Source organism: Streptomyces caeni (assembly GCF_042678285.1).
Lineage (GTDB): Bacteria > Actinomycetota > Actinomycetes > Streptomycetales > Streptomycetaceae > Streptomyces > Streptomyces caeni.
The window spans coordinates 43,349-61,642 of the sequence record NZ_JBHUDX010000067.1 but is presented as its reverse complement, the minus strand read 5'-3'; the positions used below and the strand labels follow the sequence as shown (position 1 = coordinate 61,642).

General features: G+C 75.0%; 14 protein-coding genes and 1 pseudogene. 9 read left to right on the top strand and 6 right to left on the bottom strand.

What is annotated here, in order from left to right:
• A pseudogene (locus ACFSL4_RS23525) lies at positions 1–230 on the top strand (histidinol-phosphate aminotransferase family protein); the annotation flags it as partial.
• Positions 231–253: 23 nt separating this feature from the next.
• Here the strand turns inward: ACFSL4_RS23525 and ACFSL4_RS23520 are convergent.
• On the bottom strand, positions 254–403 hold the full coding sequence (locus ACFSL4_RS23520) for a hypothetical protein (RefSeq protein ID WP_381086327.1): 150 nt from the start codon (positions 401–403) through the stop codon (positions 254–256).
• A 216-nt stretch (positions 404–619) separates the two neighbouring features.
• Here ACFSL4_RS23520 and ACFSL4_RS23515 point away from each other — a divergent pair, with 216 nt between their 5' ends.
• Complete coding sequence (locus ACFSL4_RS23515) at positions 620–3,586, top strand: beta-galactosidase (protein ID WP_381086325.1); 2,967 nt, start codon at positions 620–622, stop codon at positions 3,584–3,586.
• Here the strand turns inward: ACFSL4_RS23515 and arfA are convergent.
• From arfA to ACFSL4_RS23500, 3 genes are read right to left on the bottom strand one after another with little or no spacing between them, the layout of a single operon-like run.
• Positions 3,583–5,109 carry an arabinosylfuranosidase ArfA gene (arfA, locus tag ACFSL4_RS23510; RefSeq protein ID WP_381086322.1) on the bottom strand — a complete coding sequence of 509 codons (1,527 nt, stop codon included), beginning with the start codon at positions 5,107–5,109 and terminating at the stop codon, positions 3,583–3,585. The genes ACFSL4_RS23515 and arfA overlap by 4 nt on opposite strands.
• A 26-nt stretch (positions 5,110–5,135) precedes the next feature.
• On the bottom strand, positions 5,136–5,981 hold the full coding sequence (locus tag ACFSL4_RS23505) for an SMP-30/gluconolactonase/LRE family protein (RefSeq protein ID WP_381086320.1): 846 nt from the start codon (positions 5,979–5,981) through the stop codon (positions 5,136–5,138).
• Positions 5,978–6,751 carry an IclR family transcriptional regulator gene (locus tag ACFSL4_RS23500; RefSeq protein WP_381086317.1) on the bottom strand — a complete coding sequence of 258 codons (774 nt, stop codon included), beginning with the start codon at positions 6,749–6,751 and terminating at the stop codon, positions 5,978–5,980. The genes ACFSL4_RS23505 and ACFSL4_RS23500 overlap by 4 nt, the downstream gene beginning before the upstream one ends.
• 234 nt (positions 6,752–6,985) lie before the next feature.
• On the opposite strand from ACFSL4_RS23500, the gene ACFSL4_RS23495 reads away from it, so the two are divergent.
• Complete coding sequence (locus tag ACFSL4_RS23495) at positions 6,986–7,591, top strand: hypothetical protein (protein ID WP_381086330.1); 606 nt, start codon at positions 6,986–6,988, stop codon at positions 7,589–7,591.
• Here the strand turns inward: ACFSL4_RS23495 and ACFSL4_RS23490 are convergent.
• A complete protein-coding gene (locus tag ACFSL4_RS23490) occupies positions 7,575–8,456 on the bottom strand; it encodes an ATP-grasp domain-containing protein (protein ID WP_381086314.1) in 882 nt (293 codons plus the stop codon). The genes ACFSL4_RS23495 and ACFSL4_RS23490 overlap by 17 nt on opposite strands.
• A gap of 392 nt (positions 8,457–8,848) precedes the next feature.
• Between ACFSL4_RS23490 and ACFSL4_RS23485 the strand changes: the two genes are divergently transcribed.
• The 3 genes from ACFSL4_RS23485 (at position 8,849) to ACFSL4_RS23475 (ending at position 13,254) form a co-directional block, all read left to right on the top strand.
• Entirely contained in the window at positions 8,849–10,360 is a 1,512-nt protein-coding gene (locus ACFSL4_RS23485) for an acyl-CoA synthetase (RefSeq protein WP_381086311.1), read from the top strand.
• Positions 10,353–11,720 carry a carboxyl transferase domain-containing protein gene (locus tag ACFSL4_RS23480; protein ID WP_381086308.1) on the top strand — a complete coding sequence of 456 codons (1,368 nt, stop codon included), beginning with the start codon at positions 10,353–10,355 and terminating at the stop codon, positions 11,718–11,720. The genes ACFSL4_RS23485 and ACFSL4_RS23480 overlap by 8 nt, the downstream gene beginning before the upstream one ends.
• A gap of 496 nt (positions 11,721–12,216) precedes the next feature.
• Positions 12,217–13,254 carry a rod shape-determining protein gene (locus ACFSL4_RS23475; protein WP_381086305.1) on the top strand — a complete coding sequence of 346 codons (1,038 nt, stop codon included), beginning with the start codon at positions 12,217–12,219 and terminating at the stop codon, positions 13,252–13,254.
• A gap of 186 nt (positions 13,255–13,440) precedes the next feature.
• Here the strand turns inward: ACFSL4_RS23475 and ACFSL4_RS23470 are convergent, their stop codons facing one another.
• Positions 13,441–14,118 (bottom strand): DUF2202 domain-containing protein, encoded by a 678-nt coding sequence (locus ACFSL4_RS23470; protein WP_381086302.1) that lies wholly within the window; start codon positions 14,116–14,118, stop codon positions 13,441–13,443.
• 177 nt (positions 14,119–14,295) lie between these two features.
• Here ACFSL4_RS23470 and ACFSL4_RS23465 point away from each other — a divergent pair, with 177 nt between their 5' ends.
• From ACFSL4_RS23465 to ACFSL4_RS23455, 3 genes are all read left to right on the top strand, one after another.
• Positions 14,296–14,991 carry a response regulator transcription factor gene (locus ACFSL4_RS23465; protein WP_381086300.1) on the top strand — a complete coding sequence of 232 codons (696 nt, stop codon included), beginning with the start codon at positions 14,296–14,298 and terminating at the stop codon, positions 14,989–14,991.
• Positions 14,981–16,435, top strand: coding sequence for a sensor histidine kinase (locus ACFSL4_RS23460; protein WP_381086298.1), 1,455 nt, complete (start codon positions 14,981–14,983; stop codon positions 16,433–16,435). The genes ACFSL4_RS23465 and ACFSL4_RS23460 overlap by 11 nt, the downstream gene beginning before the upstream one ends.
• Positions 16,436–16,634: 199 nt before the next feature.
• Positions 16,635–18,275: an FAD-dependent oxidoreductase gene (locus ACFSL4_RS23455; protein WP_381086295.1), complete on the top strand. Its 1,641-nt coding sequence runs from the start codon at positions 16,635–16,637 to the stop codon at positions 18,273–18,275.
• Positions 18,276–18,294 lie beyond the last annotated feature (19 nt).

Sequence of the window (18,294 nt, the reverse complement as noted above, 5' to 3'; positions counted from 1 at the left end):
CGCCGGGGTACGCCCCCGGGTACGCCCCGGAATACGCCCCCGCCGCCGCCCTGCAGCCCGTCCCGCAGACCGGCCTGCCCGGACTCGCGGCGGCCGCGCAGAACCGGCGCGGCATGCCCGCCGCGGGCGGCCTCACCGCGGCCCAGGTCCGCGGCCGCACCCAGCCGGAACCGGCGCCCGAGCCCACGGGGTGGCCGGCGGCGGGCGCGATGTACGACCAGGTCGGCTGAGTGGGCCGCGCCGCGCGGAGGGGTCAGACCGGGTGAGCCCTGACAAGAGACGGCCAGCCCGGTACGTCGACCTCGGCACGCACGGTCTTGCCGGGCTGCGGGTCCCGGTCCACCACCTCCCAGCGGGCGGCGAGCGCGTCGACGAGGGCGGCAAGGGCATCATCCGCGCCCAAGGCGACCGCCCCTGAGCCGAACTGGCCAAGCCCCTCCTGTGCCGCCCCAGCCGGGCCGACTCGGGCTGACGGCACTTCACCACGGCATCGGCGTCCGGCGGGCGCACCCGGGACGCCGCCGTATCGGGTAATCCGCCCGTGCCGCGGGCCTCGTGCCGCCGTCGCCGGGCTGTGCCGGGGGAACAATGACGGCACCCGCGCCCCGAGGAGCCTCTCTTGGTGTTGAACAGACGTACGTTCGGCGCGCTCGCCGGCAGCGCCGCGCTCGGCCTCTCGCTCGGCGGGAGCGGCGGGGTGGGCGCCGCGGCCACCGCGCCGGCCGGGCCCGCCACCGGACCGCCGGGCGCGGACGGCCGGGCGCACACGGTCGGCTTCGACCGGTACTCGCTGCTCGTCGACGGCGGGCGGGTCGTGCTGTGGTCGGGCGAGGTGCACCCGTTCCGGCTGCCGAGCCCGTCCCTGTGGCGGGACGTGCTGCAGAAACTGCGCGCGTACGGCTACAACGCGGTCAGCGTCTACGTCGCCTGGAACTACCACTCCCCCGCCCCGGGCTCGTACGACTTCACGGGCGTGCGGGACCTGGGCCTGTTCCTGCGCACGGCCGCCGAGACGGGCCTGTATGTGATCCTGCGCCCGGGCCCGTACATCAACGCCGAGGTCGACGCGGGCGGCTTCCCCGGCTGGCTGACGGCCACCCCGGGCACGGCCCGCACCTCCGACCCGGCGTATCTGTCGTACGTGGACGAGTGGCTGACCGCCGTGAACCGGATCGCGGTGCGGCATCTGTACACCAGGGGCTCCGGCACCGTCGTCCTCTACCAGCTGGAGAACGAGTACGCGAACCACGTCACCGCGCCGGAAGGCCGCGCCTACATGGCGCACCTGTACGCGAAGGTCCGCGCCGACGGCGTCGACGTGCCGCTCTTCCACAACGACAAGGGCCGGAACGGCTACTGGACCCCGGGCTCGTTCGACACGGGCGGCGAGCGCGGGCGCTGGCTGTACGCCTTCGACGGCTATCCCTCGCCTTCCCGAACGCCCCCGGACTGGGGGCACTTCGGCCCCGGGGGGACGAAGGGCGGGTCGACCGCGAGCCCCGGCACGCCCGGTTTCCTGGCCGAGTTCGGCGGCGGCTGGTTCGACCCGTGGGGCGGCGTGGAGTTCGGCGGCAAGGGGTACGCGGAGTCGCGCCGCACCCGGGACGCGGCGTACGAGCGGCGCTTCTACCTGACCAACCTCGCCAACGGCATCACGATCCACAACGTCTACATGACCTTCGGCGGCACCTCGTGGGGCTGGCTGCCCGCCCCGGTCGTCTACACGTCGTACGACTACGGGGCCGCCCTGGACGAGGCCCGCCGGCCCACCGCGAAGCTCGTCCCGATGCACCAGATCGGGCACCTGCTGCAGAGCGTGCCCGAACTGGCCGCGCTGGACCGGGCGGAGGACATCGACGCCGGCGGCGGACCGGGGCTCAGGACGTACCACCTCGTCCATCCGGACACCCGGGCCCATGTCTGTGTGCTGCGCAACGACACGTCCGCGGAGATCACCGCCGCCCTCCCGCTCGCCGGGACGACCGTCCGCGTGCCCGTCCCCGGGCACGACGCCCGGCTGCTGGCCACCGGGATCTCCCTCGGAGCACGGACGCTGCGGTACTCCACCGCGCAGCCCATGCTGCGGCTGACCACCGGGCGCCAGGACATCACCGTGTTCACCGGGCGCGCGGGCGAGGCGACGCGGACCGCCCTGGAGTGCGCGGGCGAGCCCTCCGTCACGGTGCTCGAAGGAACCGCGCGGCACACGTACGAGGACGGCGCCCTGCGCGTGGACGCCGGCCTCGGCGGGCTCACCCGGGTGCTGGTGGAGGGCGGGGGCGTGGCACGGCCGCTGCTGCTCCTGCTCGCGGACGACGACACGTCGGTACGGCTGTGGCGGCGCGACACTCCCTCCGGCGCGGTGCTGGTGTACGGCCCCGCGCTGCTGCGCACCGCCTCCCTGCGCGGCACGACCGCGCACCTGACCGGTGACACGGTCGACGAGGCGGACCTGGAGGTGTGGGCGCCGCGCGGGGTGGGCGAGGTCGTCTGGAACGGGGTGGCACAGGCGGTGCGCCCCACCCGCTGCGGCGGTCTGCGCGCCGTGCGCCGGCTGCCGGGCGCGGGACCGGTCCGGCTGCCCGCGCTGACCGGGTGGCGCCGCAGGGAGGAGAACCCGGAGTCCGCCGCCGGCTTCGACGACTCGGCGTGGCGGGTGGCCGACCTGACGTCCTCGTACAGCACGACCCCCGTGCCCGCCGGAGGGCCCGTGCTCTTCGCCGACGACTACGGCTTCCACTACGGAGACGTCTGGTACCGGGGCCGCTTCGAGGGCGCGGCCGGCGCAGGGTCCGTCTCACTGGCGTACGTCACGGGCACGCAGGGGCTGCTGATGGCGTGGCTCGACGGGAAACCACTGGGCACCCATCGGATGCCCGTGCCGGACAAGGACACCGTGCGCAAGGGCACCTGGTCGGCGACGGCGACGTTCCCGGTGGCGGCGCAGGCGCCCGGCCCGCATGTCCTGTCAGTCCTCGTCCGCCGGATGCAGCACGACGAGGACGGGCGGGCGAACGACACCCACAAGGCGGGGCGGGGGCTGGCCTCCGTCACCTTCGACGTCGGTGTCGACGGCGCGCCGCCCTCGGTGAGATGGCGCATCCAGGGCGAGACGGCCGCCGACCCGGTGCGCGGCCCGCTCAACAGCGGCGGCCTGTACGGGGAGCGGCAGGGCTGGCATCTGCCCGGGTTCGCGGACGGCGACTGGCAGGCGGCGGCCCTGCCGCGCGCGGACCGGCGGCAGGGCGTGGTCTGGTACCGGACGCGTTTCCGGCTGGCCGTCGATCCCGGCACGGACGCGTCGATCGGGCTGGCCCTCACGGACGACCCGGCCCGCGCCTACCGTGTGCAGATCTTCCTCAACGGCTGGAACATGGGCCAGTACATCAACGACGTGGGCCCGCAGCACACCTTCGTACTGCCGAACGGGGTGCTCGACACCCGGGGCACCAACACACTCGCGCTGGCGGTCCTCGCCGACGGGACGACCGCCTCGGGGCCCGGGAAGGCCGAGTTGACGCTGCTGGGCCGGGCGGCCGGGGGAGTTCCGGTGGCGCCGGTGCACTCCCCCGGCCGGGCGGGCTAGCAGAGCCGGATCACGTTCCAGGACAGGGGCTCCAGGACGGCGCTCAGCACGCCGTCCCGCAGGCGGGTGCCGGGCACCTGGTGCGGGGTCACCCGCTCGGGGCCGGCGAGGGTGTTGCCGGCGTCGGGGTCGGCGTCGGCGAGCGCGGTGTGCCCGATGAGCGACGTCGGACCGAGGCTGCCCAGGGCGACTTCGAGGGGCAGGGGCTCGGTGCGGCCGCGGTTGACGGCGAAGACGGTGACGGAGCCGTCCCCGGCGCGCACGGCGGTGGCGTGCAGCAGGTCGGTCTCGCCGTACCTGCGCGTCTCGTACGTCGGCGAGTCCACCCGCACGTCGAGGACCGTGCCGCGGCCGTACGCCGAGGCGTGCGCGAAGGGGAAGAAGGTGGTCTGCCGCCACGCCGGGCCGCCCGGCTCCGTCATGATCGGCGCGATGACGTTGACGAGCTGGGCGAGGCAGGCGACGGTGACCCGGTCGGCGTGCCGGAGCAGCGCGATCAGGAGCGAGCCGACGACGACGGCGTCGGTCACGCTGTAGGCGTCCTCCAGCAGGCGCGGGGCCTCGGGCCAGTCGCCCGGGTCGGCGGAGCGGGCGTGCTCCTGCCAGCGGGACTGGTACCAGACGTTCCACTCGTCGAAGGAGAGGTTGATCCGCTTCGTGGACTTGAGCCTCGCGCCGACGTGGTCGCAGGTGGCGATCACGTTCTCGATGAAGGACTCCATGTCGACGGCGGAGGCGAGGAAGGAGTCGATGTCGCCGTCGGCGGGCTCGTAGTAGGCGTGCAGGGAGATGTGGTCGACGAGGTCGTACGTCTCGGCCAGCACCGTCGCCTCCCACGCGGCGAAGGTGGGCATGGACCGGTTGGAGGAGCCGCAGGCGACCAGTTCCACGGACGGGTCGATCTGGCGCATGGCACGGGCGGTCTCGGCGGCGAGCCGGCCGTACTCCGCCGCGGTCTTGTGGCCCGTCTGCCACGGGCCGTCCATCTCGTTGCCCAGGCACCACAGCCGGATGCCGAACGGGTCCTCGTGGCCGTGCGCGGCCCGCAGGTCCGACAGGGCCGTGCCGGAGGGGTGGTTGGCGTACTCCTGGAGTTCGAGGGCCTCCGCGACGCCGCGGGTGCCGAGGTTGACCGCCATCATCGGCTCGGTGTGCGGGCCGAGCTTCCTCAGGAAGGCGATGTACTCGCCGAGCCCGAAGCGGTTGGTCTCCGTGGAGTGCCAGGCGAGGTCCAGGCGGCGCGGGCGCCGGTCGACCGGTCCGACCGAGTCCTCCCACTTGTAGCCGGAGACGAAGTTGCCGCCGGGGTAGCGCACGGCGGTGACACCGAGTTCGCGGATCAGCTCCAGCACGTCGGTGCGCAGGCCGGTCTCGTCGGCCGAAGGGTGGCCCGGTTCGAAGATCCCGGTGTAGACGCAGCGGCCGAGGTGCTCGACGAAGGAGCCGAAGAGCCGCGGGTCGACCGTGCCGACCGTGAAGGCGGGGTCGAGGGTGAACCGGGCGGGCTGTGCGGTGCGGGCCATGGGGTCCTCTCGGTTCCGGGGCGGGGTCAGCCGGCGAACACCGGCTGCGGCAGGCCCTTTCCGGCGTCGGGGAACACGAGGACGGAGCCGGAGAGGGGATGCGGCGCGTCCAGGCCCGTACGGGCCGTGGTGATGTACAGGTCGGTCAGGCCCGCGCCGCCGAAGGCGCAGGCGGTGGGGCGGCGCACGGGCAGGCCGAGGACCCGGTCGAGGCGGCCGGAGGGGGTGTAGCGGTGGATCGCGCCACCGTCCCACAGCGCCACCCACACGCAGCCGTCGGCGTCCACGGTGAGCCCGTCCGGGAAGCCGCGTTCGACGTGCGCCAGCGGCCGCCGGGCCACCGGCAGCCCGTCGTCGCCCACGTCGAAGACGTCCACCCGCCGGGTCGGCGAGTCGACGTAGTACATCCGCCGTCCGTCGGGGCTCCAGCCCGTGCCGTTGCTGACGGCGACGTCGTCCAGCACGGTGCGGACCGTGCCGTCGGCGGTGATCCGGGACAGGGTGCCGCCGCCCGGCGCCTCGTCGTAGCGCATGGTTCCGGCCCACAGCGAGCCGTCGGGGGCGACGGCCGCGTCGTTGCCGCGACGGCCGGGTACGGGCTCGCGGTGCAGCCAGCGGAAGTCGGCGCCACCGGGGCCGTAGAGGCCCACGCCGTCACGGAGGTTGACGACCAGTCCGCCGCCCGCGCGCGGTTTGGCGGCGCCCACGTGCTGTTCGGTCGCCATGACGGTGCGGCGCCCGGAGGCGGGGTCGTAGGTGTGCACCCGGGAGCCGAGGATGTCGATCCAGATCAGCCGCCGGGCGTCCGGGTCCCAGGTCGGGCCCTCGCCGAGGGCGGCGTGCTCCCGTACCGCGATCTCGAACCCCGTCATCCCGCGCTCCGGTGACCGAGGCGCTCGGACAGTTCGCCGGCGCCCTTGGCGGCGAGCTGCTCCAGCTCGACGCGGCGCTCGTCGCTCCAGCGGATCATCGGTACGGAGATGGAGAGCGCCGCGACGACCTGCCCGGTGCGGTCGCGCACGGGGGCGGCGACGCAGCTGACGTCCGGGTTGGACTCGCGGCTCTCCACGGCGATGCCGCGGCTGCGGATCCCCGCGAGGGCCTCGCGCAGGGCCGCCGGGTCGGTGATGCTGTTGGGGGTCATCGCGGCCAGTTCGGTGCCGTCGGGGATGCGCGCGGCCAGTTCCTGCTCGGGCAGGGACGCGAGGAGCATCTTGCCGACGGAGGTGCAGTGGGCGGGCAGCCGGCGGCCGGCGGCCGACACCATCCGCACGGCGTGCGTGGAGTCGACCTTGGCGATGTAGATGACGTCGGTGCCCTCCAGGATGGCCACGTGCACGGTCTCGTCGCAGGTCTCGGCGACGGACCGGGCGACCTGCTGGCCCTCGGCGGCGAGGTCCAGTTGTTCGGCGTAGCGGCTGCCGAGCTGGTACGGGCGCACGCCGAGGCGGTAGCGTCCCGGCTGCCCCGGCACCTGGACGATGTACGAGCGTGCGGCGAGCGTGGTGACCAGTTCGTGCACGGTGGTGCGCGGCAGCTGCAGTTTGCGCACGATGTCGGGGGCGGAGAGCGTCCCGTCCCCGTCGAGGAAGAGCTCCAGGATGTCGAGAGCCCGGGTCACGGCAGGTACGAGGCGTCCCACGACCGGCCCCCTTCTCTGTATGTTCGAAATTTCAACTGACGATCGGCATGGCGAACACAGGCTAGTCATAGTGGCTCGCGCCGGGCAATGGTCGTGCGATGCCCGCGGTGCGTGCGGTCAGCGCGGTGCGTGCGGTACGTACGGTGCTGCGGTGCGTGCGGTACGTACGGTGCTGCGGTGCGTGCGGTGCGTGCGGTGCGTGCGGTGCGTGCGGTCGGCGCGATGTCCGGGAGGATGGAGCGCATGCCGTCCGCGAAACGCCCCACCGGCCCTTTCACCCCGCTCGACTTCCAGCTGGTGCTGCTGCGCCGCATGGCGGACCACAATCCGGCCCTCGTCGACGAGGCCCGCCGTGAGCTGGGCGTACCGGTCTCCCGGATGCGTGAGGCGAACCGCCGCTGGCAGGCCATGCTGCACTCCCCGCGCCCCCGCTCGGCCGTGTCGCGCTACCGCTCGGTCCTGGGCGAACCCGAGTCGGCGGCGCCCCGCCGGATCGGCGACCTGGACTGCGAGGCCCTGCTGTGGCCGGTCCCGCTCTGGCCCGACCTGCGCTTCGAGGTGCTGGTGGCGCCGAACGGGGTGGTGTGGAACGAATGGCTGGTCCGGGCGCGGGGTGCACCCGCCAGGACGCCGGCCACCGTCGAGGACCTGACCCCGTGGTCCTGCACGGTCGACGAGGCCGCCCGCGCCTTCGCCCCGGCCCGCCCCCTGGAGGGCACGGCGCCCACCCGGTGGGGCCTGGCGTTCACCGCCCCGGACGCGTCGGGCGTGCGGCACGCGTGCGCGGCGGAGTTCACCTGGGGGCTGCTGCAGCGGGTGGCGGTCAGCGGGCGGCCATGAGGATCGCGGCCGCGACCGTCTGCACCGACGCCGGGTGCAGGGTGAGGAACAGGTTCGGCTCGATGAGCTCCAGTTCCATCACGCACGGACGCCCGTCGGCGTCGTCCACGAGGTCCACGCGGGCGTAGAGCAGTTCCGGCACGCCTGGCACGGCGGCCAGGGCGCGCTCGGCGACGGCGAGTTCGTCCGGGGCCGGGGTCCACGGCTCCAGACGCGGGTGGGCCACCTTGCGCTCGTCGTACGGCGTGCCGGGCGCGAGGACCGCCCCCTTCCGGCTTGCGTGCAGGAACCGCCCGCCGAAGAACTGCAGCGCCCGCTCCCCGGTGGCGTCGATCCCCTTCGCGTAGGGCTGCACCATCGCGGTGAACCCCTCCGCGTGCATCCGCGCGAGCTGCCGTACGGCGGTGGCGTGCTCCCCGGGCAGGTAGCGGGCGGCGAACCGGGCGCCCGCGCCCGAGGTGGGCTTGACGACGTACTCGTGATCGCGGGGCAGGCCGACGGGGTCGCCGGAGGCGATGTACCGCGTGGGCACGACCGGGACGCCCGAGGCGGCCAGGTCCCCGAGGTAGCGCTTGTCGGCGTTCCAGCGCACCACGTCCGCCGGATTGGCCAGTCGGGTGGCCGTGCCGCAGCGCTCGGCCCAGGCGGTGAACTCCGCGGCCCGCCAGCTGTAGTCCCAGGTGGAACGGATCACGGCCAGGTCGTAGGCGGCCCAGTCGGCGTCCGCGTCGTCCCAGTGCACGACGTCGGCCTCGGCCCCGGCCGCCCTCAACTCGCCCAGGAGCGACGGCAGGTCGCGGTCCACCGCGATCTCCGGCCCGGGGCGGCAGGTGACGAGCGCCACGCGGGCGGCGGTGTGGGCCACGGCTGCACTCCTGTTCGGACGACGATTCCAGCGCGCAGGCTAGCAACGGCCCTGCGCGGAGCGGCCGAAGGGGCGGCATGGGCGGCGGGCACACCGCACTCACGACCGCCGTCACCGGTTATCCACCGATCTGATCCATTCACCTGTTTCATCCGGCATGTCGGTGGAAGTCGCCCGGCACAGGCCGGAGGAAGGCAGGCCGCCCCGTGCACAACCACCCCGTGGAGGCCGCCCGCGAGGCGCTGGTCTTCGACGGTGCACCGTCGTGGGCACCCGCAGGCCACCGGAGCGGCCCTCGCCGGGACCCGACCGGTCCTGAGGCGGGTGCCGCCGGCCGTGGTGTAGGAACGATCCATGAGTCCGTACGTCCGCCTCGTCGCAAGGAGTGCCGAGTGTCCCCCCTCTTTCCGGCCCTGACCGACCCCTCGGCCGGGCGGCGCCCGGCCCTGCGGTTCGGTGAGCGGGCCCTGACGTACGACGGGCTGGCCGCGGCGGCCGCTGCGCTCGCCGGGCGGATCGGCGGCGCGGGGAGGGTCGCCCTGTGGGCCACACCCTCCCTGGAGACCGCCGTCGGCGTGGTGGCCGCGCTGAGCGCCGGTGTCACCGTCGTCCCGCTCAATCCGAAGTCCGGGGAAGGAGAGCTGGGGCACATCCTCTCCGACAGCGCCCCGTCACTGGTGCTGGCCGCCCCGGCCGACGGGCTCCCCTCCCCGGTACGGGAACTGGAGCGCGTCGACGTCGACATGGACGGCATGGACGGCATGGGCGGCACGGGCGGCACGGGCAGCAGGGGCAGCACGGGCGGCACCGGCGGCGTGGCGGCGTTCACACCGGCCGAGGCCGCCGACGAGGACCCCGCCCTCGTCGTCTACACCTCCGGGACCACCGGGCCGCCCAAGGGCGCCGTCATCCCCCGCCGCGCCCTGGCCGCCACGCTCGACGCGCTCGCGGACGCCTGGCTCTGGACCGCCGACGACGTGCTCGTGCACGGGCTGCCGCTGTTCCATGTGCACGGGCTGGTCCTCGGCGTCCTCGGCCCGCTGCGCCGCGGCGGATCGGTGCGCCACCTCGGCCGCTTCGGCACGGACGGGGTGGCGCGCGAGCTGGGCGACGGCGCGACCATGCTGTTCGGCGTGCCCACGATGTACCACCGCATCGCGGAGGCCCTGCCCGGCGACCCGGGGCTGGCCGAGGCGCTGGCCGGGGCCAGGCTGCTGGTGTCGGGGTCGGCGGCGCTGCCGGTGCACGACCACGAGCGGATCGCCGCCGCGACCGGCCGCCGGGTCATCGAGCGGTACGGGATGACCGAGACGCTGATGAACACGAGCGTGCGCGCGGACGGGGAGGCACGCCCGGGCACGGTCGGCGTGCCGCTGCCCGGTGTCGAGCTGCGGCTCGTCGAGGAGGACGGCTCGCCGATCGGCGCGTGGGACGGGGAGACGGTCGGCGAGATCCAGGTCCGCGGCCCGAACCTGTTCACCGGGTACCTCAACCGGCCCGACGCCACGGCCGCCGCGTTCACCGACGACGGCTGGTTCCGCACCGGGGACATGGCGGTGCGCGAGGCCGACGGGTATGTGCGCATCGTCGGCCGCAAGGCCACCGACCTCATCAAGAGCGGCGGGTACAAGATCGGGGCGGGCGAGATCGAGAACGCCCTGCTGGAACACCCGGGGGTGCGGGAGGCCGCCGTCACCGGGGAGCCCGACGGCGATCTGGGCGAGCGGATCGTCGCCTGGATCGTGCCGGCGGACCCCGCGGCACCGCCCGGCGCCGACGAACTGGCCGGCCATGTGGCGCACCGGCTCGCCCCGCACAAGCGCCCGCGCGTGGTGCGCCACCTCGCGGCCCTGCCCCGCAACGACATGGGGAAGATCATGAAGCGGGCCCTGGGCGATGCCTGAGCGCCTGACCGCACGGCAGTTCATCGCCCTGCTCACCCCCGACTTCGCCGAACTCCCCCGCCCCGGGGGCACGGAGGGTGCGTACGGGCCCGACGGCCCGCTGGAGTGGGCGGGGTACGACGACGCGCGGGCCCTCGCCGCCGCCCGCACCGGCGAGGAGGAGTCGGTGGTCTGCGGCCGCGCGACCGTGGGCGGCGTTCCGTCCGTGCTGATCGCGTTCGAGTTCGGCTATCTCGGCGGTTCGCTCGGCGAGCACACCGGCGACCGGCTGGAGGCGGCGCACACCTGCGCCCGTGCGCACCGGCTGCCGGTCGTCTCGCTGATCGCGACGGGCGGCAGCCGGATGCAGGAGGGCATGCTCGCGCTGACCCAGCTCCAGCGGATGGCGCGGCAGTCGGCGCTCACCCGCGCGGCCGGACTGCCGCAGCTCGCGGTGGCGCGCGACCCAACGACCGGCGGCGGCTGGGCCACGCTGGGCGCGGGCGCCGACGTGGTGCTGGCGCTGCCGGACGCGCAGGTCGCGTTCGCGGGCTCCCGGGTGCGCCCGCCGGACGCGGACCCGGCGGCCTACACGGCTCAGGCGCAGCTGGCGGCCGGCACCGTCGACGCGATCGTGCGGCCGCGGGACCTGCGGGAGACGGTGGGCCGGTGGCTGGCGCTGCTGGCGGCGCCGTCCACCGAGCCGGCGCCCGTGCCCGGCACGGCGACTGCGGCGGCGGACCTTCCCGCAACCGGCTGGGACGCCGTCCGGCGCGCCCGCGACCCGGGGCGCCCCCGCGCGCGGGCCTACCTGGACGCCTACTTCACGCGCCGGACGGAGATCGGCGGCGACCGCTGCGGTGGCCGGGGCGGGGGCATGCTGTGCGGCTTCGGCACCCACGCCGGGCGGACGATCGCGTACGCGGCCCAGGACGGCACCCCGACCCGGCCCGCCGGGTACCGCACGGCCGCCCGGCTGATCCGCCTGGCGGACTCCCTGTCCGTCCCCGTCCTGACGCTGGTGGACACACCGGGCGCCGCCAACGACGCGGAGGCCGAGCGGCAGGGTGTGGGCGCGGCGATCGCGGACCTGTTCGGCGCGGTCGCCACCGCCCGTACGCCGCTGACCACCCTGGTGATCGGCGAGGGCGGTTCCGGCGGGGCCCTGGCCCTGGCGGCGCCCGGCAACACCTGGGCCACGCCGGACAGCTACTTCTCCGTCATCGCGCCGGAGTCGGCCGCCGCGATCCTCAAGCGCCCGGCCGACCAGGTGCGGGCGACGGCGGACCACCTCCGCGTGCGCCCCCAGGACCTGGTGGCCCTGGGGGTCGTCCGGGGGATCACCGGAGGCGGCGCCGCCGCTCCGCCACCGCCCGGGTGATCTCCCGGCCGACCGTCCGCCCCGGCGGCCGCTCACCGGGGCGCGCGCAGGCAGACATGGCGCGCGCCGCGGACACGCGGCACGGAACGCGACACGCGACACGCGGCACGCGGCACGCGGCACGCGGGATTCGGCACAGGCCGCGGGACGGGACGCGGAGCGGAACACGGGCGCGGCACGGAACACGGGCGCGGCACGGAACACGGCACGCGGCACGCGGCACGGAACGCGGCACGCGGGATTCGGCACAGGCCGCGGGACGGGACGCGGAGCGGAACACGGGCGCGGCACGGAACACGGCACGCGGCACGCGGCACGCGGCACGCGGCACGGGCGCGGCACAAGCTTCCGGGGTGCGACGCGCCCGGGACCACCCGGCCGGACGCACCCCGCCCGGCCCATTCCGAAGGGCGCCGGGGCCCGCCGCGGCGGACGATGCAGAAGAAGAGGCCCGCCGCCCGGCGGCCGCCCGCGGTCTTTCTCGGGAGGTACCGCCATGACCGTCTGCCTGGACCAGCTGCGCCGCTGCCACGTCGCCGTGGACCTGGGGGCGGCCAGGACCCGTGTGTACGTCAAGGGGTCCGGGCTGGTGGTGGACCAGCCCAGCGTCGCCGCCGTGAACACCCGGACCGGCGCGCTGATCGCGGTCGGCGAGTTCGCGGAGAAGATGACCGGGCGCACGCCCGCGTACATCCGGGTCGCACGGCCGGTCTCCGGCGGCACCGTCGTCGACATCGAGATGGCCCAGCGCATGCTGCGCCATCTGCTCGGCGAGAAGCTCCGCCGCTCGCTGCGCCGCAAGCCCCGGCTGCGGGCCGCCGCCTGCACCCCGCACGACGCGGATCCGCTCGCCCAGCGCGCGGCCATCGAGACCCTCGTCGGGCTGGGGGCGCGCAGGGTCGAGCTGGTCGACACCCTGGTCGCCGCCGCCGTGGGGTGCGGGCTGCCGGTCGAGCAGCCCGAAGCGTCCATGATCATGGTGTGCGGGGCCGCCGCCACCCAGATCGCCGTGCTGTCACTGGGCAACATCGTGACCGCCGAGCGGATCCCGGTGGGCGGGGAGGCCGTCGACCACGCGATCGTGCAGCACCTGCGGCACGAGCACGCGCTGATGCTGCCGAGCCAGTCGGTACGGCCCCTGCAGCTCGCCCTCTCCGGCAACGGCCTCACCCCGCACGGGCCCGCCTCCACCGAGATCCAGGGCCGGGACGTGGCCACCGGGCTCGCGCGGTCCGTGAAGGTCGACACGGCCGCCGTGCGCAACGCCATCCAGACCCCGCTGACCGCTGTCCTCGACGGCATCGGCAAGGTGCTGCGGGACTGCCCGCCCGACCTGGTGGCCGACCTCGCCGACCGCGGGATCATGATGGTCGGCGGCAGCGCGCTGCTGCCGGGCCTCGACCAGATGCTGCGGCAGGCGACCGGTATGCCGGTGCACATCGCCGAGCGGCCCGACATCTGCGCCGTGCAGGGCCTGGGCGCCATGCTGGAGGGGAGGATCCAGCCGCTGACGCTGGACCCGCTGGCCGCCTGACCCCCGCCCCCACGTGCCGGGCCGGCGCCCCGCACGGGGCGCCGGCGGCGGACACGGGCCTGCGGCGACGCGGCGCCGCCGGATGCGAGGCGGACGCTCGGCCGAGCGGGGCGAGCAGACCGTCGCCCGTGCGGCCGAGCCGTTCGGCCTCGCCGAGGGCCTCACCCCCGCCGCCCGTTCACCCCGTTACGCCGAGGCGATCCAGCGGTCGAAGGCGGCCAGGTGCTTCTCGGACGCGGCACGCAGGTTGCCGTAGAGCTGCCGCACATCGGAGGCGGTGAGGCCCGACAGCGCCTTGTCCAGTGCGGCGATGTCCTCCGTCTCGACCGTACGGCCCGCCTTCAGCGCCCCGTCGAGGCTGCCTTCGCCCTGCTTCAGGAGCCGGTCGTAGGTGGCCTGGACGGCCGGATCGGCGAAGTCACCGGCCGGCCTTCCCGCGGTCGGATCCGTGATGTCGTAGCGGTCCAGCAGATCGCGGACCGCGCTCAGGTGCTGTGTCTCGGCTGTCGCGATCCGCTCGAAGACCGCTTCGTCGTACCGGTCCGCGAATGCCGTGTACAGATCGTGCGCCAGCTTCTCGTCCTCGGCCATGCTCGCGAGCGCGGTCTTCTGGACGTCGGTCAGAGTGCCCTGGCTGGCGGGGACGGAGATGTTGCAGACCCCGTCTCCGCGAGCGTCCGGCATACCCGCGCCCTGCCGGTGGGCGTGCTGCTGGCCACCTCCCGCCATGAGGCCCTGCGCGGCTGTCCGGTCGGGCGCCGGGGCGCCGCCGGTGGCCGCGGTCACCGGACCCACCGCCAGCACGCCGCCGAGGACGAGGACGCCGGCGGTGAGCGCCGTGGCGACCTTGACGTTGCGTTTCATGGTGTTCTCCTCAAGCCGTCGGTCCGGGGCCTTAGCCGCTCCCCGCACCATCACCGTCGCGTCCGGCCCTGCAGTCGGTGTGCCACCGGTGTGGAGACGGGATGGAGACCGCGCAGGCGGGCGAGGTGGACCGTTCGGCCCTCGCGCGGGGGCGCCCCGGGCGCGTAGGTGTGGGGCATGGGTGCCACCGTGCTCGTCGTCGAGGACGACAAGGAAATCCGCGAACTGCTACGCCGCTACCTCGAGCGCGCGGGATACGGGGTGGTGACGACCTCCTCGGGCGCGGAGGCCGTACGGCTGCTCGGCGAGCAGGCGGTCGACCTGGCGCTCCTCGATCTCGGGCTGCCGGACGTCGGCGGTGACGAGGTGCTGCGCGAGGCCCGTGACCGGGGCGGGGTCCCGGTGGTGGTGCTCACCGCGCGCAGCACCGTCGAGGACCGCATCCACGGCCTGCGGCTGGGCGCCGACGACTATGTGACCAAGCCGTTCAGCCCGACCGAGGTGGTGCTGCGGGTGGGAGCGGTCCTGAACCGCGCGCGGGGTGCGGGGGCGGACGCGGTCACGCCCGTCTCGTACGGCGGGGGACGGCTGCGCATCGACGAGGCCCGCCACCAGGTCGTGCTGGACGGGGCCCCGGTGGAGCTGACGCCCACCGAATGGGGTCTGCTCACCACCCTGGCGTCGGTCCCGGGCAGGGTGTACTCGCGCTACGAGCTGGTCAACCGGGTGCGCGGCTACGAGTTCGCCGGTTACGAGCGGACCGTCGACTCGCATGTGAAGAACCTCCGCCACAAGCTCGGCGGGGCCGGCCCGGCCGTCGTGGAGACCGTGCTGGGCGTGGGCTACCGGCTGGGGTGGACCCGTGACCTCTGATCCGCGCCCCCAGGCCGGCGGACCGGCGCCGGTTCCACGCCCCCGGACCGGTCTGCACGGTCATGGCCTCGGCCCGCTGGGGCGGCGGCTGTTCGCCGCGTTCGCCCTGGTCGCGCTGGTGTCCGTGGCCCTGCTGACCGCCGCCGCGCTCGTCGGCGCCGACCGCGGTGTCAGCAGCGCCCACCAAGCGGAACGGCAGCGGACCGCGGACCGCGTGGCCGCGGTGGCCGCGGACGCCTACCGGACCGCGGGCGGCTGGCCGGGGGCCGACCTCTCCAGGGCCCGCTCCCTCGCCGCCGGTGCCGGGGCGGACCTCACCGTGTGGGACGCGGACGGGGGGCTCGTTCTCGGCACGCCCGGCCCCGGCCGGGCGCACGGCGGGCAAGGCGGCGCCCCGGGTCCCGTGGCGACCGCGGAGGTCTCGGTGGACGGCGCCGCGGTCGGCTCCGTACGGCTGCGCTTCGCGTCCGGGACGGGAACGGCGGGGCGGTCCGTCGCCTGGGGATGGGTGGGCGCCGCGGCTGTCGGCGCCCTCGCTCTGGCGCTGGCCGCGAGCTGGTTCGTCACCCGGCGTCTGACGGCCCCCGTCGTGCGCGTCGCGGACACCGCCCGCGCGCTCGCCTCCGGGGACCGCGCCGCCCGTGCCCGGGTCGACGCGCCGGGTGAACTGGGCTACCTCGCCCGCGCCTTCGATGCCATGGCCGACGACGTGACCTCCGCCGAACGGGCCCGCCATCGGCTCGCCGCCGACGTGGCGCACGAACTGCGCACCCCGCTGGCCGCATTGCAGGCTGGGCTGGAGGAACTGCGCGACGGCTACGCGCAGGCGTCGCCGGAGCGGCTGGCCGCCCTCCACGACCAGGCCCTGCGTCTGGGCCGCATCGTCGGCGATCTCGGTGAACTGGCGGACGCGGAGTCGGCCCGGCTGTCGCTCCATCCGGCCGAGGTGGATCTGGTCGCCCTGGTCCGCTCGGCGCTCGCCGGGCGCGAGGCCGAACTGCGTACCGCCGGGCTGACCGTGCACAGCCGCCTGGGCACGGCTCCCGTGCCCGTGCCCGCCGACGCGGACCGGCTGCACCAGGCTCTCGGCAACCTCCTCAGCAACGCCGCCCGCCACTGCCGCCCCGGTGACAGCGTCACCGTCACCGTCTCGGCCACGCCCGCGGAGGCACGCATCGAGGTGGCCGACACCGGTCCCGGCATCCCCGCCGACGAACTGCCGTACGTCTTCGACCGCCTCTGGCGCGGCACCCGCGCCCGTGCCACCGGCGGCAGCGGCATCGGCCTGGCCGTCGTGAAGGAACTGGTCACCGCGCACGGCGGCTCGGTCACCGCGGAGCCCTCCCCCGGCGGCGGGACCCGGATGACCGTCCGCCTGCCCAGGACCACCAGGGCCGGGACCCGCCGCGACGGCCCCGGCCAGGGACCTGCCGAGACCGCCTGACGTCACCCGCTGCCCCGGTGGCCCCGGTCGGTGCCGTCCCGTGCGCGGTGGTCCGTCCCGCCCCGCGGATCAGGGCCATTGGTCCCTCGGCAGAGGGACGTCTCGCCCCCGGTCGCAACCCACCCCCCACATACGGTGAGGGGTATCCGAGCGCTGCGGGTCCCACGGACCGCAGGAACCGGGAGCAAGAACGGAGAGCATGGTGAAGGTCATCGTCGTCGGTGGGGTCGCGGGTGGCATGTCGGCCGCCACCCGGCTGCGCCGCATGGAGGAGCACGCCGAGATCGTCGTCCTCGAGCGCGGACCGCATGTGTCGTACGCCAACTGCGGCCTGCCGTACCACGTCGGCGGGGTCATTCCCGAACGCGCCGATCTGCTGCTGCAGACACCCGAATCGCTGCGCGCCCGCTTCCGTCTCGACGTCCGCGTCCGCCACGAGGTGCTCGGCATCGACCGCGGGGCGCGCACGGTCCGGATCCGCGACCTCGACACCGGGCGCACGTACACCGAGGACTACGACCATCTCGTGCTCAGCCCCGGCGCCGAACCCGCCGTTCCGCCGCTGCCCGGGGCGGAGCGCGGCCTGACGCTGCGGGACGTCACCGACACCGACCGCATCCTGGACGCGGTGCGCGCGGGTGCCCGCAGTGCCGTCGTCGTCGGCGGCGGCTTCATAGGCGTCGAACTCGCGGAGAACCTCCGCCGTCGGGGTCTCGCCGTCACCCTGGTGGAACTGGCCGACCATGTGCTGTCACCCCTCGACCCGGAGATGGCCCGCCCCCTTGCCGACGAACTCGCCCGAGGCGGTGTCGAACTGCGCCTGTCCGCACAGCTGCACAAGGTGCTGCCCGACACGGTGGAACTCGCCGACGGCACCGTGGTCCCCGCCGACATCGTCGTCTTCGCCATCGGGGTGCGCCCCGACACCGCGCTGGCCCGCGCGGCCTGCCTGGAGATCGGCCCCTGCGGCGGTATCGCGGTGGACGACCAGCAACGCACCAGCGACCCGCGGGTGTTCGCGGTGGGCGACGCGGCGGAGAAACGCGACCGCCTCACCGGCGACGGCACTCTCGTCCCGCTGGCCAACCTGGCCAACCGGCACGGCCGCCTCGTCGCCGACGCCATCGCCGGGCGCCCCGTGCGCAGCCGGCCGGTGGTGGGCACCGTGATCGTCAAGGTCTTCGGCCTCACGGCGGCCGCGACCGGCTGGAACGAGAAACGCCTGCGCGCCGCCGGCCGTCCCCACCGCGTCGTGCACATCCACCCGGCGTCCCACGCCGGCTACTACCCGGGCGCCCGGCCGCTGGCCCTCAAGCTGCTCACCGACCCGGCCGACGAGCGCATCCTCGGCGCGCAGGTCGTCGGCGGCGAGGGCGTCGACAAGCGCATCGACGTCCTGGCCACCGCCATCACCTGCGGTCTGACCGCGCCGGACCTGGCCGACCTCCAGCTCGCCTACGCCCCGCCCTTCGGTTCGGCCAAGGACCCCGTCAACATGCTCGGATACGTCACCGACAACCTGGCCGGCGGAACGACCGCCACCGTCCAGTGGCACGAACTCGACCAGGCGGTGCACGACGGGTCCGTGCTCGTCGACGTCCGCACCCGCGCCGAACACGAAGCGGGCGGCATTCCCGGCTCCCTGCACGTCCCCGTCGACGAACTGCGCGACCGTCTCGACGAGATCCCCCTCGACCGCCCCACGGTCGTCTACTGCCATGCCGGGCTGCGGGGCCACACGGCCGCCCGCATCCTGACCCAGCACGGGCGCAACGTGCGCAATCTCGACGGCGGCTGGCTCACCTGGCAGGCGGGACGGGCCCCGCAGCCCGCCTGGTGAGCGGCGCCGGGAAGGGCAC

Coding starts and splice junctions, on each gene's coding strand:
- arfA (WP_381086322.1), bottom strand. CDS start 5,109: ATGGCCCGCACCGCACAGCCCGCCCGGTTCACCCTCGACCCCGCCTTC.
- ACFSL4_RS23505 (WP_381086320.1), bottom strand. CDS start 5,981: ATGACGGGGTTCGAGATCGCGGTACGGGAGCACGCCGCCCTCGGCGAG.
- ACFSL4_RS23495 (WP_381086330.1), top strand. CDS start 6,986: ATGGAGCGCATGCCGTCCGCGAAACGCCCCACCGGCCCTTTCACCCCG.
- ACFSL4_RS23480 (WP_381086308.1), top strand. CDS start 10,353: ATGCCTGAGCGCCTGACCGCACGGCAGTTCATCGCCCTGCTCACCCCC.
- ACFSL4_RS23475 (WP_381086305.1), top strand. CDS start 12,217: ATGACCGTCTGCCTGGACCAGCTGCGCCGCTGCCACGTCGCCGTGGAC.
- ACFSL4_RS23470 (WP_381086302.1), bottom strand. CDS start 14,118: ATGAAACGCAACGTCAAGGTCGCCACGGCGCTCACCGCCGGCGTCCTC.
- ACFSL4_RS23465 (WP_381086300.1), top strand. CDS start 14,296: ATGGGTGCCACCGTGCTCGTCGTCGAGGACGACAAGGAAATCCGCGAA.
- ACFSL4_RS23455 (WP_381086295.1), top strand. CDS start 16,635: ATGGTGAAGGTCATCGTCGTCGGTGGGGTCGCGGGTGGCATGTCGGCC.